The organism is Actinomadura sp. 6N118, from assembly GCF_044326415.1.
GTDB lineage: Bacteria > Actinomycetota > Actinomycetes > Streptosporangiales > Streptosporangiaceae > Spirillospora.
Genome location: NZ_JBIRAZ010000003.1, coordinates 95,397 through 111,788 on the forward strand (window position 1 = coordinate 95,397; position 16,392 = coordinate 111,788).

The 16,392-nt window shown below is 69.7% G+C and carries 15 protein-coding genes; 5 read left to right on the forward strand and 10 right to left on the reverse strand.

Annotation, left to right across the window (positions count from 1 at the left end; genetic code table 11):
- The 4 genes from ACH34W_RS08240 to ACH34W_RS08255 form a co-directional block, all read right to left on the reverse strand.
- Complete coding sequence (locus ACH34W_RS08240) at nucleotides 1–828, reverse strand: SAM-dependent methyltransferase (protein WP_395960146.1); 828 nt, start codon at nucleotides 826–828, stop codon at nucleotides 1–3.
- Nucleotides 829–901: 73 nt separating this feature from the next.
- Nucleotides 902–2,077, reverse strand: coding sequence for a DUF5753 domain-containing protein (locus tag ACH34W_RS08245; RefSeq protein ID WP_395960147.1), 1,176 nt, complete (start codon nucleotides 2,075–2,077; stop codon nucleotides 902–904).
- Nucleotides 2,078–2,081: 4 nt separating this feature from the next.
- On the reverse strand, nucleotides 2,082–2,540 hold the full coding sequence (locus ACH34W_RS08250; RefSeq protein WP_395960619.1) for an ArsR/SmtB family transcription factor: 459 nt from the start codon (nucleotides 2,538–2,540) through the stop codon (nucleotides 2,082–2,084).
- Nucleotides 2,541–2,612: 72 nt separating this feature from the next.
- A complete protein-coding gene (locus ACH34W_RS08255) occupies nucleotides 2,613–3,863 on the reverse strand; it encodes a YncE family protein (RefSeq protein WP_395960148.1) in 1,251 nt (416 codons plus the stop codon).
- 169 nt (nucleotides 3,864–4,032) lie between these two features.
- On the opposite strand from ACH34W_RS08255, the gene ACH34W_RS08260 reads away from it, so the two are divergent.
- From ACH34W_RS08260 to ACH34W_RS08280, 5 genes are all read left to right on the forward strand, one after another.
- The gene (locus ACH34W_RS08260) at nucleotides 4,033–4,689 is read left to right on the forward strand and encodes a TetR/AcrR family transcriptional regulator (protein ID WP_395960149.1); all 657 of its coding nucleotides are present in this window, start codon (nucleotides 4,033–4,035) and stop codon (nucleotides 4,687–4,689) included.
- A gap of 71 nt (nucleotides 4,690–4,760) precedes the next feature.
- Entirely contained in the window at nucleotides 4,761–6,431 is a 1,671-nt protein-coding gene (locus tag ACH34W_RS08265; protein WP_395960150.1) for an FAD-binding dehydrogenase, read from the forward strand.
- Between the two features lie 117 nt (nucleotides 6,432–6,548).
- Nucleotides 6,549–7,382 carry an IclR family transcriptional regulator gene (locus ACH34W_RS08270; protein ID WP_395960151.1) on the forward strand — a complete coding sequence of 278 codons (834 nt, stop codon included), beginning with the start codon at nucleotides 6,549–6,551 and terminating at the stop codon, nucleotides 7,380–7,382.
- A gap of 87 nt (nucleotides 7,383–7,469) precedes the next feature.
- Nucleotides 7,470–8,789, forward strand: a complete 1,320-nt coding sequence (locus ACH34W_RS08275) for a glucarate dehydratase family protein (RefSeq protein WP_395960152.1) — start codon at nucleotides 7,470–7,472, stop codon at nucleotides 8,787–8,789.
- Nucleotides 8,786–9,766 carry a 2-hydroxyacid dehydrogenase gene (locus tag ACH34W_RS08280; RefSeq protein WP_395960153.1) on the forward strand — a complete coding sequence of 327 codons (981 nt, stop codon included), beginning with the start codon at nucleotides 8,786–8,788 and terminating at the stop codon, nucleotides 9,764–9,766. Before ACH34W_RS08275 ends, ACH34W_RS08280 begins: the two co-directional genes overlap by 4 nt.
- On the opposite strand, the gene ACH34W_RS08285 is transcribed toward ACH34W_RS08280, so the two are convergent.
- The 6 genes from ACH34W_RS08285 to ACH34W_RS08310 form a co-directional block, all read right to left on the reverse strand.
- Nucleotides 9,756–10,751, reverse strand: coding sequence for an ABC transporter ATP-binding protein (locus tag ACH34W_RS08285; RefSeq protein WP_395960154.1), 996 nt, complete (start codon nucleotides 10,749–10,751; stop codon nucleotides 9,756–9,758). The genes ACH34W_RS08280 and ACH34W_RS08285 overlap by 11 nt on opposite strands.
- On the reverse strand, nucleotides 10,744–11,745 hold the full coding sequence (locus ACH34W_RS08290; protein ID WP_395960155.1) for an ABC transporter ATP-binding protein: 1,002 nt from the start codon (nucleotides 11,743–11,745) through the stop codon (nucleotides 10,744–10,746). Before ACH34W_RS08290 ends, ACH34W_RS08285 begins: the two co-directional genes overlap by 8 nt.
- Nucleotides 11,742–12,740, reverse strand: a complete 999-nt coding sequence (locus ACH34W_RS08295) for an ABC transporter permease (protein WP_395960156.1) — start codon at nucleotides 12,738–12,740, stop codon at nucleotides 11,742–11,744. The genes ACH34W_RS08290 and ACH34W_RS08295 overlap by 4 nt, the downstream gene beginning before the upstream one ends.
- Complete coding sequence (locus ACH34W_RS08300) at nucleotides 12,737–13,666, reverse strand: ABC transporter permease (RefSeq protein WP_151565897.1); 930 nt, start codon at nucleotides 13,664–13,666, stop codon at nucleotides 12,737–12,739. Before ACH34W_RS08300 ends, ACH34W_RS08295 begins: the two co-directional genes overlap by 4 nt.
- Before the next feature lie 55 nt (nucleotides 13,667–13,721).
- Nucleotides 13,722–15,281 (reverse strand): ABC transporter substrate-binding protein, encoded by a 1,560-nt coding sequence (locus ACH34W_RS08305; protein ID WP_395960157.1) that lies wholly within the window; start codon nucleotides 15,279–15,281, stop codon nucleotides 13,722–13,724.
- A 182-nt stretch (nucleotides 15,282–15,463) separates the two neighbouring features.
- Nucleotides 15,464–16,345 carry a LysR family transcriptional regulator gene (locus ACH34W_RS08310; RefSeq protein ID WP_395960158.1) on the reverse strand — a complete coding sequence of 294 codons (882 nt, stop codon included), beginning with the start codon at nucleotides 16,343–16,345 and terminating at the stop codon, nucleotides 15,464–15,466.
- Nucleotides 16,346–16,392: the final 47 nt, after the last annotated feature.

Genomic DNA, 16,392 nt, shown 5'->3' on the forward strand with positions numbered 1-16,392 from the left:
TCAGGGTTTGCGGGCGACTCCGCCGTACACGTCGACGTCGACTGGCTGGATCGGGCTGGGGTCGGGGCGCCAGCGTGGGATGGGCACGACGCCGGGGTCGACCAGGTCCAGCCCGTCGAACAGTGCGCGGACTTGTTCTGGGCTTCGTAGCCGGTAGGGCACGGCGCCGGTGTCGTCGTAACCCTGCTGGGCCTTGAGCAGGTCGGGGTCGGTGGCGGTGCCGTCGTAAACAGCCAGGTAGCTGCCTGAGGCGAGGGGTTGCAGGAGCCGTTTGACGATCGAGACGACCTTGTCGTAGTCACTGATGTGGCCCAAGATCCCCATCAGCATGAGCGCGATCGGCTGGGAGAAGTCCAGGAGTGCGCCTGCCCGGGCGAGGATGTCGTCGGGGTCAGTGAGGTCGGCGTCGATGTAGTCGGTGGCGCCCTCGGGCTTGCTGGTCAGCAGCGCTCGGGCGTGGGCCAGGACCAGCGGGTCGTTGTCGACGTAGACGATCCGGGATTCGGGTGCGGCCCGCTGGGCGACCTGGTGGGTGTTGTTCTCCGTGGGCAGGCCGGTGCCGATGTCCAAGAACTGCCGGATGCCTCGTTCAGCGGCCAGATGGGTGACGGCGCGGCCGATGAACTCCCGGGAGGCACGGGCCATGTCGAAGATACCGGGAAAGGTTTCGGCGTATTTGTCGCCGGCGTCCTGGTCGACGGGGAAGTTGTCCTTGCCACCCAGCCAGTAGTTCCAGATCCGTGCCGAGTGCGGGACGCTGGCATCGATTTCGTCATTGCGATGGTTTGCGCGATCGTCCGGAGCTCCATGGCTGCTGCCGCCGGTCATCATCAACCTCCGTGCCGACACCGGGGGTGTGCTGTTTCCCCATCACATCAGACAACCGCCGCAGACGCACGAGTCATCGATTTCCCGGCTGGAGCCGATCGAGAACGTCAAGGAGCATGCCGACGGTTTCCTCGGGCTCGAGCGCGTTGACCACAAGGTGGCTGTGACATATACGGAAATGAGAGACGTCGCTGCGCTTCCAGTGATACAAGCCCTGCCCCTCGTGTTCCGTGTACACCATGTCCGAGAAGACGGGTTCGGCGAATCGCATGATCGTCGTCGGGATCGCGGGAATGATGAGGTCGGCAGCGTCATCGGCAACGAATTGCACCCTTATGTGGTGGAAGCTCGCCAAGGTGATCAGATGCTTCAGCTGGGACCGCATGACGTTCAGGGGTGTGCTGGTGTCCTGGAGAACCCTCTGGTTGACGATGGCCCAATAGCTGGGTGGATCGGAGCGGCGCAGCAGTAGCTGACGTCGCATGCGCAGCTCGACGAGCCTCTCCAGGTCGATGTGGTCAATGCCGGGCATGTCCCCTCTGATGGCGTGCCGAGCGTAATCGGCGGTCTGCAGCAGTGCCGGGAACCGCCGTGGAGCATAGGTGCGGATGTCGCTGAGCTCCTGCTCCAGGCTCAGGTAGGGGCCCCACGATTCCGGCACGATGTCGTCGTAGTCATTCCACCAAGCGCTCGAACGCCGCCGGTACGTCTCGTCCAGCAGCCGCTCGGTGGCCTGTTGATGTTGATGGCGAGTGGTGGCAGAAGTCATCTGCGCCAACCCGGGCGAAAGTGCCGGCTCGGTGAAGGCCAGCCGGGTGGCGCTCCCATTGCCGACGGGCTCAGCGGCGCCACGCGATGCCGTCCGGGTGGGCCGGCTCGCCCCTTGGGACGTGGCGCCGGGCCGCTCTGCGGCTTCATCGAAAAGCCGGCGGAGCTCCTCCAGAGAATGCATGGCACTGACGTCCAACTGATCGTCTCGCGCAATGGAGTACAGCACCGCCCAAAGTGACGCCACCAGGCCCCACTTCAACGGACGGCGTCCACGCTCCTGCCTGAGGAGATCATTCGCACTGGAACTGGGCACCACCTGAACGGGCACGCCGCAGACCACCGCGTTGGAATCCTTCAGGCGAAGGGATGTCCGCTCAATGGTGGCATAAGAGGGTTTATTTGCGATAAGGCGATTGTGGGCAAGCAGCCTGATAAGCGGGGCGTAACGTCGCGCGCGATCCTCACCTGAGATGTTCATGGCCCTATTGATCACCTGCACTGGTTGCGAGGGCGACGACCACGGTCGTATCAGATTCTAAGCGAGCACCGGTCAGATGCCACAAAAATTCAGATCCCACCCACCAGGCCCGGGAGACCCTCTCCGGATACTCGCCAGTATCCGGGAATGACCGGAACGATCCATCCTTAGTGCTGCAAGGCGGTCGCACGTCGCGGCCGATGCGTTCGACCGCTGCCAAGTCGAGGCCATAGTGCACGTAACGGCCGTTGCGCTCCACGCGGACCAGGCCCAGTTCGCGCAGAACGCGGAGATGGCGGGACACCTGGGGCCGGGTCATCGACAGGCGCTCGGCCAGGTCGGCGGTCGTCATCGCCTGCCGGGCGATGAGGCGGCACAGGCGTGTCCGGCTCGGATCGGTGAGTGCCAGCAGGCGGCTGCGCGCCAGGGTGACGTGGCCCAGGTAACCGTCCCGCCCCTGCAGAACCCACGCCCATGCAAACCAAGGTGCCCCGGCCCGAGGGGGTACGGGCCGGGGCTGGGGTGGGTCCTTGGATCAGCCGCCCGGGCCGGTCCAGCCGGCCGGGAGCTGGGCGACGCGGACACGCTGCGGGTGGTCGCCGACCGGGATCGAGGTGATCTTCTGCCCGGTGGCGAAGTCGATCGCGGTGACCTGGTCGGCGCCGCTCTCGGAGATGACGCAGGCCCTGCCGTCGCCGCTGATGGTGGCCCAGTACGGCTTGGAGGCCCGCACCAGCGGGCCCTCCCGCAAGGTGGAACGGTCGACGACGGTGGCGTAGTCGTCCATGGTTCCGGCGATGCACAGCTTCGTGCCCTGGGGGTTCATGGACATGCCGTGGTGCCGGGAGTCGTTGACGAAGGTGGTGCGGTCGTCGCTGGTGCCGGTGTTCTTCGGGAGCACCTTCTCGCGGGTGATCTTGTCGGTGGCGACGTCGTACTCGAAGAAGCCGTTGAAGAACGACACCTGGAAGTACAGCTTGGACTCGTCGGGGGTGAACGCGACCGGGCGTACCGCGTCGGAGAAGTCCTTGCGGCCGAAGGCGTCCAGCCGCTGCCGCATGTCGATGACCTTGACCTGCTGGAACGTGGCGGCGTTGACGACGGTGATCTTGCGGTCGCCCTTCAGGAAGTCCTGCCAGGGCGCGTCGAAGTCGTTGTTGACCTCGCCGATCGACATGTTCCAGATCTTGCCGTCACGGGTGAACACGTTCTCGTGCGGCTTGTCACCGGTCTTGAACGAGCCGACCTGCTGGCCGGTCTGGATGTTCAGCACATGGACGGTGTTGCCGGTGGAGGCCGACACCGCCACCCGCGAGCCGTCGGGCGAGACCGCCATGTGGTCCGAGCGGTAACCCGAGACGGGGAACCGCCACTTGAGCCGGCCGGTGGCCGTGTCGATCGAGGCCACGTCGGCGAAGCTCGGCCGCGAGACCACAATCGCCGATCCGTCCGGCGTGGAGTACATGTCGTCGACGAACTGGTCGTGACCCTCACCGACCGTCTCCCGGATACCGAGGAAGAAGGCCAGCCGGATGGGGTTGAGGTAGATCTCGCGGAGCCGGTCGTCCTTGTCGGGGATGAGGTTGATACGGCCGATCTTGGCGAAGTCGCCTCGGGACTTGATGACGTCGGCGGTGCCTTCCCAGTTGTTGCCGACCAGCATCACTTCCTGCAGGGGCGCCGCGTTCGCAGGGCCGGCGGAGACCACCGCGCCGGCCGCCATGACCGCCGCCGCGGCGCCTGCCAGCAGGAGTTTGCACCGGCGTGCCGTGACCGAGGAGAGCATCTGGGTTCCTCCTGGGGTGGGGGGAGGGGAGGAAGGCGTGGGCCGTGCACGTCCCCGCCTAGTCTGAATATCGCCATATTCAGACTTGGTTACTGGATAGTAGGCAGACGTGACGCCCACCACAAGGCCCGATCGGGGAAAATCAAGGCGATAGGAGCGGAGGACGCGGGTGACAGGAAGGATCACACCGGCAGCGGGCCGGTACGGGGGCAGGTCGGCGGGCGAACGGCAGGCCGAGCGCCGCCGGCGCTTCCAGGAGGCGGGCCTGGATCTCTTCGGCGCCGGGCCCGGCTACCGCGCCACCAGGATCACCGATGTCTGCAAGGCCGCCGGGCTGTCCACCCGCCAGTTCTACGAGGAGTACCGCACCCTCGAAGACCTGCTGGCCGAGCTGCACCTCTACGTCAACGACATCGCCGAGCAGTCCGTCCTGACCGTGCTCCCCGAGCTCGACGACCTGTCCCCTGCCGACCGTTACACCCGGCTGTTCCGCGCGTACGCCGCCGGGGCCACCGCCGATCCCCGGCACACCCGCATCGCCTTCGTCGAGATCATCGGCGTCAGCCCCCGCCTGGACCGCCAGCGCCTCGACCGCCGGGCCCGCTGGATCGACTTCCTCGGCGAGCAGGCCCGGCAGGCCGCCGAGCGCGGCGAGATCCCGTCCCGCGACTACCGCGTCACGGCCGCCGCGTTCATCGGGGCCATCAACGGCCTCATGCACGACTGGGCCGTCGGCTGGGTCGACGCCACCCTCGACCAGATCATCGACGAGCTCCTGCAGATCCTGCTCGACCGCCTGCACGTCGCCCCTCCCCCGAAGGCCTGATTACCTGGATCATCGTGCTGGGATGGAACGACACCGAGCGGCCGCACGGCGGCTGAGCCGAGGAGGACACCATGGACGCCGATGTGATCATCGTGGGGGCGGGCCTGGCCGGGCTGGTGGCCGCGCACGAACTCACCTCGCGCGGCCGCACGGTCGCGCTCGTCGACCAGGAGAACGCCGCGAACCTCGGCGGGCAGGCGTTCTGGTCGTTCGGCGGCCTCTTCCTGGTCGGCACGCCCGAGCAGCGCCGCCTGCGCGTGAAGGACTCCTTCGAGCTGGCCTGGAACGACTGGCAGGCCAGCGCGGGGTTCGACCGCCTGGACGACGAGGACGCCTGGGCCGTGCGCTGGGCCCGCGCCTACGTCGAGTTCGCCGCCGGTGAGAAACGTTCCTGGCTGGCCGGCCATGGCATCTCGCTCACGCCCATCGTCGGCTGGGCCGAACGAGGCGCCCTGCGCGCGGACGGTCACGGCAACTCGGTGCCGCGCTTCCACGTGGCCTGGGGCACGGGCACCGGCGTGGTCGCCCCGTTCGTCAAGAGCGCCCACAAGGCCGCCGAGGCGGGGCGCCTGACGTTCCACCACCGCCACCGGGTCGACGAACTCGTCCGCGACAACGGCACCGTCACCGGCGTGCGCGGCACCGTCCTCGCGCCCGATGACGCCCCTCGCGGCGCACCCTCGAACCGTGACGCCGCCGGCGAATTCACGCTGTCCGCCCAAGCGGTGATCATCACGTCCGGAGGCATCGGCGGAGACCACGACATCGTCCGCCGCCACTGGCCCCAGCGCCTGGGGACCGCCCCGGCCAGCATGGTCACCGGCGTGCCCGCGTACGTCGACGGCCGCATGCTCGACATCAGCGCGGGCGCGGGCGCACGCCTGGTCAACCGCGACCGGATGTGGCACTACACCGAGGGCGTGCAGAACTGGGACCCCGTCTGGCCCGGCCATGGCATCCGCATCCTGCCGGGGCCGTCCTCGATGTGGTTCGACGCCCTCGGTCGGCGGCTCCCCGACCCGTGCCTGCCCGGCTACGACACGCTCGCCACGCTCAAGTACCTGCGTACGACCCCCGACATCGCCGAGTACGACCACTCCTGGTTCGTCCTCACCCAGCGGATCATCGAGAAGGAGTTCGCCCTCTCCGGCTCGGAGCAGAACCCCGACCTCACCAGCGGCGACCGCAAGGCCGTCCTCCGCGAGCGCCTCGCCAAGGGAGCGCCCGCCCCGGTCGAGGCGTTCAAGCGCCACGGCGCCGATTTCGTCGTCGCCACCGATCTCGACCGGCTCGTCGACAAGATGAACGCCCTCACCGACAAGCCGCTGCTGGACGCCGCGTCCCTGCGCCGCCAGATCCAGGCCCGTGACCTGCAGGTCGACAACCCGTTCAGCAAGGACTCTCAGATCCATGGCATCCGCAACGCCCGCCGCTACCTGGGCGACCGCCTCACCCGCGCCGTCGCGCCGCACCGCATCCTCGACCCCGCCGCCGGGCCGCTGATCGGCGTCAAGCTCCACGTCCTGACCCGCAAGACCCTCGGCGGTATCCAGACCGACCTGGACTCCCGCGCGCTCGGCGCCGACGGGGAGCCCATCGAGGGCCTTTACGCCGCAGGCGAGGTCGCCGGCTTCGGCGGTGGCGGGGTCCACGGCTACAACGCCCTCGAAGGCACCTTCCTCGGCGGCTGCCTCTTCTCCGGCCGGGCCGCCGGAAGGGCCGCCGCCCAGCAGGTCGCCTAGAAGCGTCCCTTCTCCGTGTGTAGACACTGACTCCCTATCTATTAGGCTGGCGCGACCCCAGCTCCCGCACCACGCATCCGTACCACGCGTCCGTTTCAAGGATCTCTGGAGGCCCACATGGCCGCTTCGTCCGACGAGTCACCGGCCATCGACGACAAGACCTCCGGAGTCCGCGAGGTCAAGTCGGCGGCGCGGACGCTGGAGCTACTGGAGCTGCTGGCCTCCCGGCAGAACCGCCCGGCCCGCCTCCGCGAGCTGACCGAGGCGCTGGACGTGCCTCGCAGCAGCCTCTACGCCCTGCTGCGCACGCTGACCAAGCACGGCTGGGTGCGCACCGACGCCTCCGGGACGATGTACGGGATCGGTATACGGGCCCTGCTCGTCGGCACCAGCTACCTGGACACCGATCCGCATCTGCGGATCGTGAAGCCGGTCCTGGACGAGCTGGGCGAGAAGCTCGACGAGACCTTCCACTTCGGGCGGCTGGACGGCTTCGACGTGGTTTACCTGGCCACCCGGGAATCGGGCCAGTACCTGCGTCCCTACAGCAGGGTCGGGCGCAGGATGCCCGCGTACTGCACCGCCCTGGGCAAGGCCCTGCTCGCCGAACGTGGAGGCGACGAGCTCGACCTGCACGTTCCCGAGGAGCTGACCGCGTCGACCCCGCACACCCTCACCGACCGGGACGCGCTGGAGGCGGACCTGGAGCGGACCCGGCAGCGCGGCCACGCGATCGACGTCGAGGAGAACAGCCTCGGCCTGCACTGCTTCGGCTTCGCGCTGCGCTACGCGCCGGAGGGCCGGCCGCCCAGGGACGCGATCAGCTGCTCGGTGCCGGTGGCGCGGCTCACCCCGGACCGGGGGAACGAGATCGTGGCGGCGATGCGGGAGGCACGCGAGCGGATCGAGCACGCCGCGCCGCCCTTCACGGAGGACTCCTGGGGGATGTGACCCGCACGGGCTGCATCTACATATGAAAACACCGTCTGCTAACGTAGCTGATCACTGGAGCCCATCGTGTTGTGAGGTGCCGCCCCCATGCCGAAGCCACCCCCGAATCCCTCCCTCACGGAGACACCCGGCCACCGGTCACACCAGCGGATCGCCGAGGTCACGATCACTCCGGTCGCGTTCCGGGACCTTCCGCTGCTCAACACCGTCGGCCTGCACGAGCCGTACGCCATCCGCGCGATCGTCGAGGTCCGCACCGGCGAGGGCCTGACCGGCCTTGGCGAGACCTACGCCGACACCGCGCATCTGGCGCGGCTGCGGCGTGCCGCCGACGAGATCACCGGGACCGGTGTCTGGGACCTGAACGAGCTGGCCCTCCGCGTGCGGACGAGCCTGGCCGGGGACACCGGGACGGGCGGGCACGGGATGGCCGGGATGGTCACCAACAGCAGCACCGCCGACGCCGTCCTGTCCCCCTTCGAGGTGGCCTGCCTCGACATCCAGGGGCAGGCGACCGGCCTGCCGGTCAGCGCGCTGCTCGGTGGCGCCGTCCGCGACCGTGTCGACTATTCGGCTTACCTGTTCTACAAGTGGGCGGCGCACCCTGAGCAGGAACCCGACGCCTGGGGCGCCGCACTCGACCCGGACGGGATCGTCGCGCAGGCCCGGCGGATGATCGACGCCTACGGCTTCTCCGCCATCAAGCTCAAGGGCGGGGTGTTCCCGCCCGAGGAGGAGATCGAAGCGATCCGGGCGCTGCGCCGGGCGTTCCCCGGCCATCCGCTGCGGATCGACCCGAACGGCGCGTGGACGGTCGAGACCTCGATCCGGGTCGGGCAGGAGCTGGACGGCGTCCTGGAGTACCTGGAGGACCCGACCGCGGGCGTGGCGGGGATGGCGGAGGTCGCGCGGAAGGTCCCGATGCCGCTGGCCACCAACATGTGCGTGGTGGGCTTCGCCGACCTCGAGCCGGCTGTGAAGCAGAACGCGGTCGGGGTCGTGCTGTCCGACCACCACTTCTGGGGTGGCCTCACGCGGTCGCGGCTGCTGGCGGGGATCTGCGAGACCTTCGGGCTGGGCATGTCGATGCACTCCAACTCCCATCTCGGCATCAGCCTGGCTGCGATGACGCACCTGGCAGCCTCGTCGCCGAGCCTCTCCTACGCTTGCGACACCCACTGGCCCTGGAAGGACCCCGGCGAGGACGTGATCGCCGATGGGGCACTCACGTTCAGCGAAGGAGCCCTGGCCGTCCCAGCGGGGCCCGGACTCGGTGTCACGCTCGATCGCGACAAGCTCGCCCGCCTGCACGAGCAGTACCTTCGGTGCGGGCTGCGCGACCGCGACGACACCGGCTACATGAAGCGGATCGACCCGTCGTACGAGCTGAAGCAGCCCCGCTGGTGACCGCGCGGTTGAAGATCCTGGTCACCGACCCGATCATCGGCCGCTTCGCCTCGATCCTGGCGCCACCAAGCCAGCATGATCTCGTGCTCGCCGCCGGCCTCCCAGACAAAGAGATCGTCGCAGCCCTGCCCGGCACCGACGTGCTCATCTGCTCGCGGATGACCGAGGCGATGGCGCGTGCCGCACCGGAACTGCGGCTGGTGCAATGCACGGGGGCCGGGTACGAGCGCATTGCGATCGACGCGCTCCCGCCCCGCACGGCCGTGTGCAACACCTTCCATCACGGGCCTTCCATCGCCGAGCACGTCGTGATGGTCATGCTCATGCTGTCGCGGCAGGTGCTGCGGAAGGACCGGCTCGTACGGGAGGGCGTCTGGGAGTCCGTCGGCGTCGACCCCGGGCTGCCGCTCGGCGACACGCTGGCGGGCCGGACACTCGGGTTGCTCGGGCTCGGCGAGACGGGCCGGGAGGTTGCGCGGCTCGCAGCGACGTTCGGCATGCGCGTACAGGCGATCCGGCGCGACCCCACCGTGCCCCTGGAGAACGGCCTGCGTCTCGACCGCGTGCTACCGCCGGGCGAGCTGAACGAGCTGCTCGCCTCCTCGGACGTCGTCGTGGTGACCGTCCCGCTGAACGAGCACACCCGGGGCCTGATCGGCGCCGCCGAGCTGGACCGGATGCGGCGCACGGCCTTCCTGATCAACGTCGCGCGCGGTCCGGTCGTCGACGAGCAGGCCCTGTACGAGGCGCTCGCCGCCGGCCAGATCGGCGGTGCGGGGATCGACGTGTGGTGGCCCGGCGAACGGGGCGCGGGGCGCGGCGGCAGCACGATGCCGTTCGAGAAGCTCGACAACGTCGTGCTGACGCCGCACAACTCCGGTCACACGGTCGAGACGTTCGAGAGCCGCGCCCGCGACATCGCCGCGAACATCGCGGCCCTCGCGGAGGACCGTCCGCTCCGCAACCTCATCCGCTGACGGCCGGCTCCAGCGGGAAGTGGCAGGCGGCCTGATGGGCGGCGCCCGGCTGGCCCTCCGGCACGGTCGTCGCGCATTTGTCTTCGGCTTTCCAGCAGCGGGTACGGAACCGGCAGCCGGACGGCGGGTCGAGCGGCGACGGCACCTCGCCCTCCAGCAGGATCCGTTCCCGCCGGGCACCCGAGACGTCCAGTTCGGGCGCTGCTGACAGCAGTGCGGCGGTGTACGGGTGGCGTGGCGCCTCGAAGAGTTCCTCGGCGGTGCCCGTCTCGACGATCCGTCCGAGGTACATCACGGCCACCCGGTCGGCGACGTGCCGGACGACTGACAGGTCGTGCGAGATGAACACGTACGACACCTTGAGCTCGCGCTGCAGCTCGTCCAGCAGGTTGAGGACCTGGGCCTGCACCGACAGGTCCAGCGCCGATACCGGCTCGTCGCAGACGATCACCTCGGGGTCGAGCGCGAGCGCACGGGCGATGCCGATGCGCTGGCGCTGCCCGCCGGAGAACTCCTGCGGATACCGGCCGGCGTCCCCGGCGCGCAGCCCGACCAGGTCGAGCAGTTCCAGGACCCGCTTGCGCCGGGCCTCGCGGGAGGGCACGACGTCGCGGTGCGTCCGCCACGGCTCGGCGATGATGTCCGCGGCTGTCATCCTCGGGTTGAGAGAGGCGAACGGATCCTGGAACACCATCTGGACACGGCGCCGCCAGGCCAGCAGCTCCTTGCCCTTGAGCGTGAACGGGTCGACGCCGTCGAAGCGCAGCGTGCCCTCGTCCGGGCGTTCCAGCATGAGCAGCAGGCGTGCCAGCGTGGACTTGCCGCAGCCGGACTCGCCGACCAAGCCGAGCGTCTCGCCGCGGCCGAGCGTCAGGTCGATGCCGTCGAGGGCGCGCAGCCGGTTCTTGCCGTCCTTGTTCTTCGGCACATGGAAGGTCTTGGCCAGACCACGCGCCTCGATCACGTTGGTCGTCGGGTCAGACATGGGCCGGCTCCTTGGTCGCGAAGTGGCAGGCGGCGGCGCGGCCGGGCGCGGTCTCGGCGAGGTCCGGGCGGTCGGTGCGGCAGACGTCCGCAACCATCGGGCAACGGGCCTGGAACGCGCACCCCACGGGGATGGCGTGCAGCTCGGGCGGGCCACCCTTGATCGAATGCAGCTCCTCGCCGCGGCCGACCTTCGCCGGGACCGACTCGAGCAGCCCGCGGGTGTAGGGATGGCGCGGGTCGGCGAAGACCTCCTTGACCGGGCCGGTCTCCACGACCCGGCCGGCGTACATCACCGCGACGTGGTCGGCATGCTCGGCCACCACGGCCAGGTCGTGGGTGATGAGGACGACGGCCATGTCGCGCTCGGTGCGCAGCTCCCGCAGCAGCTCCATGATCTGGGCCTGGACGGTCACGTCCAGCGCGGTGGTCGGCTCGTCGGCCAGCAGCACGTCGGGGTCGAGGGCGACGGCCATCGCGATCAGGAGCCGCTGCCGCATGCCGCCGGAGAACTGGTGCGGGTAGGCCGACAGCCGCGCCTTCGGGTCAGGGATGCCGACGCGTTCCATGAGCTCGGCGGCCTTGGCGAGGGCGTCCTTGCGCGACATCTTGCGGTGGATCCGGAACGGCTCGGCGAGCTGGGCGCCGACAGTCTGCACGGGATTGAGCGCGGTCAGCGCGTCCTGGAAGACGATGGACAGCTTCGGCCCGGCGAGCTTGCGGCGGGCGGTGCGGTCCAGGGTCAGCACGTCGGTGCCCGCGAGCCGTACCGAACCGCCGGTCACGCTCGCTACCGGGTCGAGCAACCCGACGATCGCCTGCGCGGTCATGCTCTTGCCGCAGCCGGACTCGCCGAGCAGCGCGAGAGTCTCGCCGGACCGCACGGCGAAGCCGACGCCGTCCACGGCGCGCACTTCCCCGTGCTGGGTGCGCAGGTCGACCGACAGGCCGTCGACCTCCAGGGCGGGCGCGTTCGAGGAACTCGGGGAACTCACTGGGTCACCTCCGGAAGGGCGGGCGCGGAACGGCGGCCGCGCCGGCCGCGCGGCAGCGCCAGCCGCCACCGCTGGGCGGGGTCGGTGGCCAGCCGGAACCACGAGGCCAGCAGCGTGGCGGAGACCGTCGTGATGACGATGGCGAGACCCGGGAAGACGGCGGTCCACCAGGCGGTCTGCAGGTACTGGCGGCCCTGCGCGACCATGAGGCCCCAGCTGACGTCAGGCGGCTGGATGCCGATGCCGAGGAAGCTCAGCGACGACTCGGCCAGCATCACGAAGCAGAAGTCGACCGTCGCCACGGTCAGCAGGGTCGGTGCGACGACCGGCGCGACATGCCGGACGATCACCGCCCCGGACCGGGTGCCGAACGTGCGCGCCGCGTCCACGAACAGCCGGCCGCGCAGCTCCGCCGACTCGGCGCGGGCGGTGCGCAGGTAGACCGGGATGCGGGCGATGGCCAGCACGGCGATGATGTTGGCTGCGCTGGGCGAGAAGATGTAGAGCACGACGACGGCGAGCAGCAGCGACGGGAAGCTGAGGATGATGTCGGCGACGCGCATCGACACGTTCTCCCGCCAGCCCCGGTGGTAGCCGGCCCACATGCCCCACGCGCCGCCGACGATCAGCGAGATCAGCACGGCCGGGACGGCCACCGAGAGGCTGGTGCCGCCCGCGACCATCAGGCGGGCCAGGACGCTGCGCCCGAGGGCGTCGCTGCCGAGCACGAACTCCCAGCCGTGGCCGAAGCCGGGCGGGGTGTTGGTGGCGCGCAGATTCTGCTTGGTGTCGAGGTCGCCGATGAGGAGCTGCCCGAGGGTGGTGGCCAGCACCACCAGCAGCAGGACGACGACGGCGGCGGTCGCCACCCGGTCGCGCAGCAGCAGCGTCCACCAGCGGGTGCGCCCGGCCTGGGAGCGCGCGTCCTCCGGCTGGGCCGCGGTGTCGAGCGTCGCCGTCATGGAGTCTCCGCCCTTCTCTTGTGAACCCGTCATGCCGTCACCGCCTGCCGGACGCGGGAGTCGAGCAGGGCGTGGCACAGGTCGACGAGGATGTTGAGCGCGAAGATCGTCACCGCGGTGATCAGTACGGCGGCCTGCAGGACGGCGAAGTCGCGCTGCAGGATCGAGTCGATCATCAGCTTGCCGATGCCCGGCCAGCCGAAGATCGTCTCGACCACGACGGCACCGTTCACCAAGCCGACGGTCAGGTCGCCGGCGACGGTCAGGACGGGCGGCGCGGCGTTGCGCAGCGCGTGCCCGAAGACCACCCGCGGCTCGCTCGCGCCCTTACTGCGCGCGACCTTCACGTACGGCGCCGACAGCGCCGACACCATCGCGCCGCGCACCACCTGCACCAGGACGCCGAACGGGCGGATCAGCAACGTGAGCAGCGGCAGCACCCACACCTCGGGGCCTCCGACGACACCGGAGGTGGGCAGCCAGCCCAGCGTCACCGCGAACACCAGCACACCCATGATCGCGAACCAGAAGTCAGGCATGCTGGCCGCGGCCATCGACAGGAGACCGGAGAGCCGGTCGGCGAGCGAATTGGGCTTGTAGGCGGCCCAGCTTCCGATGAGGACAGCCCCGACGATGGCCAGCAACATCGTCGCCCCGGCCAGTTGGAGCGTGGCGGGGAACGCGCGCAGCGCCATCCCGGCGGCGTCCTGCCCGGTGCGGAGCGACTCGCCGAAGTCGAGGGTGAACAACCCTTCGAGGTAGTCCCACAGCTGCTCGATCAGCGGCTTGTCGAACCCGTTGCGGGCCAGGAAGTCCTCCCGCATCTGCGGCGTCGCGCTGAGCGGCAGGTAGAGCTTGGCGGGGTCGCCGGTGAGCCGGGCGAGGCAGAACACGCCCAGGATCACGACGACCAGTGGCACGGCGCTGGAGACGATGCGCCTGCGGACGAAGGTCAGCATCGCCGCTCCTTCGGCGTCCCTGCTCCCTCACGGGGCTGCTTCATCAGGCGCTCCCTCATTCGGCCGGGTGGATTTCAGCGAGCCGCAGCTCGTCGGTGGACGCGGAGTTCGGCTTGTACCGCACGTTGCTCGCGATGCCGATCAGGCCTCGCATATGCGCGATGTGCGCGTACTGCACGACGTTCTCGTTCTGGTAGGCCAGCACCTTCCCGAAGGCCTGAGCCCGTTCGCGCCCGGTCTTCTCGCCGGCCTGGGCGATCATCTCGTCCAGCGCGGCCGTGCCGTACTGGCTCTGCGGGCCGTCGCTCTTGAGGTACTGGCTGGTGGTGAAGGCGGCGTCGCCGGCCTGGTTGCCGTGCATGATCAGCAGCAGCGTGGGGCCGGCGTCGCGGACGAACGGGCGCAGCTGGTACTCCAGGTGCGCGGCGGTGTCCAGCATCTTGATCTTGACGTTCAGCCCCGCCTGGCTGAGCGCCTCCTGCATCACCTCGGCGGTCTCGGCCACCTTGGGGAACTGCGCGGTCCGGGCGATCAGGGTGATCGGGGTACGCACCGGCACCCCGGCGGCCGCGGCCTCGGCGACCAGCGCCTTGGCCTTGGCCGGGTCGTACGGCCAGGCCTTGATCGCCGGATCGTGGCCGACGACGCCGGCCGCGACCAGCTGCCCGGCGGGCTCGCCGAGCTTGAGAAACAGCGACTCGACAATGCCGTTCTTGTCGATCGCGTAGTTGACTGCGCGGCGGACCCGGATGTCGTTGAGCGGAGTGACGTTGACGTCCATGCGCAACGCGGTGGTCTCGTTGTTGGGGAAGGCGACGCCGAGGTCCCCGGCCCCGTCCTCGGGGCCGAGCCCGACAGCGATCCCGGCCTCGCCGCTGGCGACCATGGCGGCGCGGATGCTGTTCTCGGTGCGCCAGACGTACCGGACGGCCGGGTAGTCGGGCTTGGTGCCCCAGTAGCCGTCGACCCGGTCGAGCCGGAGGCTGATCCCGCTGTCCCAGTCGGCGACCTTGTACGGGCCGGTGCCGACGGGCTCGCGGACCTTGGACTTGGTGTTGGTCCCGGTGGGGACGATCTCCAGGAACGAGAGCCGCAGCGGCAGGATCGGGTCTGGATCCTTGGTCTTGACGGTGAGCGTCCTGGCGTCGGGCGCCGACACCTCCAGCTTGCTGTCGGCGAAGACATAGCCGTCGACGTTGCAGCCGAGCTTGGAGCCGACCGCGCGCGTGATGGAGAACGCGGCGTCCTCGGCGTCGAACGGCGTGCCGTCATGGAAGCGCACGCCGTCGCGGATCGTGAACGTCCAGGTGTGGTCGTCGGTGGCCTTCCACCCGGTCGCCAGCAGCGGCTTCAGCGCCCCCGAGGTCGGATCGCGCTCGACCAGCGGCTCGGTGATGTTGGAGCGCACCACGATGCCGGTCGAGGTCAGCGAGGATTCGCACGGTTCGAGGGTGGGCGGCTCCTGCTGCAGCGCGATCTGCAGCGCGCCGTCGGCGCCGCCGGTGAGCGAGTCGCTGTTGGCGACGGTACAGCCGCTGCCGGCGACCAGGCCGGCAAGGAGGACCAGGGCCAGAGCCGCCTTGCGCTGTGAGGAACGGGGTGGGAATGCGGGCATGGCCTCTCCAGACAGGGCATGTCGAGGGCGCGAGACGTGCGGGGGGCGGCCGCGAACGAGCGGGCGGTCCACGGACGGTCGTCTACGAGTAGGAAAGTCATCTCTATGGGTAGACGGACCTTAGAGTGGTCGATCTTTCGTCGTCAAGAGTCGCTTACAGCGGCGAATGCTCCGTACGCCGATCAGCGGCCGACCAGGCCGAGGAGGGCGTGGAGGGCGGGTGCGTCGTTGCCGGTGCGCCAGACGCTGTGCACCTCCACCAGATCGGGCGCGAGCCCGTCCACGTCGACGAACTCCAGATTCGGCAGGCGCAGAACCGACGCCGAATGCGGCACCAGCGCCGCCCCGACGCCCGCGTCCACCAGCGCCAGGAGGCTGTGCACCTGCCCCATCTGCTGGACGTAACGCGGCATCACGCCCGCGTCGCGGAAGACGGTGATGACCAGCTCGTACAGGTACCGGGCCTCGATCGGCGCGTACGTGACCAGGTCGTGCGCGGCGATGTCGGCCAGCCGGGGCCTGCGGCCGAGCGCGGCGAGCGGATGCCCGCGCGGCACCGCCAGCACCAGCGGCTCGGCGTACACGAGGCGTGCGCTCAGCACGTCCGAACGGGGTACTCCGCGCGCCAGCCCCACATCGATCTCGCCTGCGAGCAGCGCGTCCACCTGGGCTCGGGTGACCATCTCGGTCAACACCAGGTCGACGTCCGGCAGGTGCTCGCGGGCGGCGGCGATCCACTGTCCCAGCACGGCCAGCGCCGACACCGCCGTGAACGCGATCCGCACCGTGCCGCTCGTGCCCTGGGCGCTGCGCCGCGCCACCAGCACCGCCGCGTCCGCCTGGCTGAGCAGCCGCCGCGCCTCAGCGAGGAAGGCGCGGCCCGCCGGCGTCGGCGTCGCACCGTGCGCGCTGCGCTCCAGCAGCGTGACGCCCACGGCCCGTTCGAGCTTCTGGATCTGGCGGCTGAGCGGCGGCTGGGTCATCCGGAGCCGCTCCGCAGCGCGTCCGAAATGCCCCTCTTCGGCGATGGCGACGAAGCCGCGCAGCTGGTCCAGCGTGTACATGCACGAAAGGTATCAGCGCATGCCAAATACAACTTGGACAGGCATGA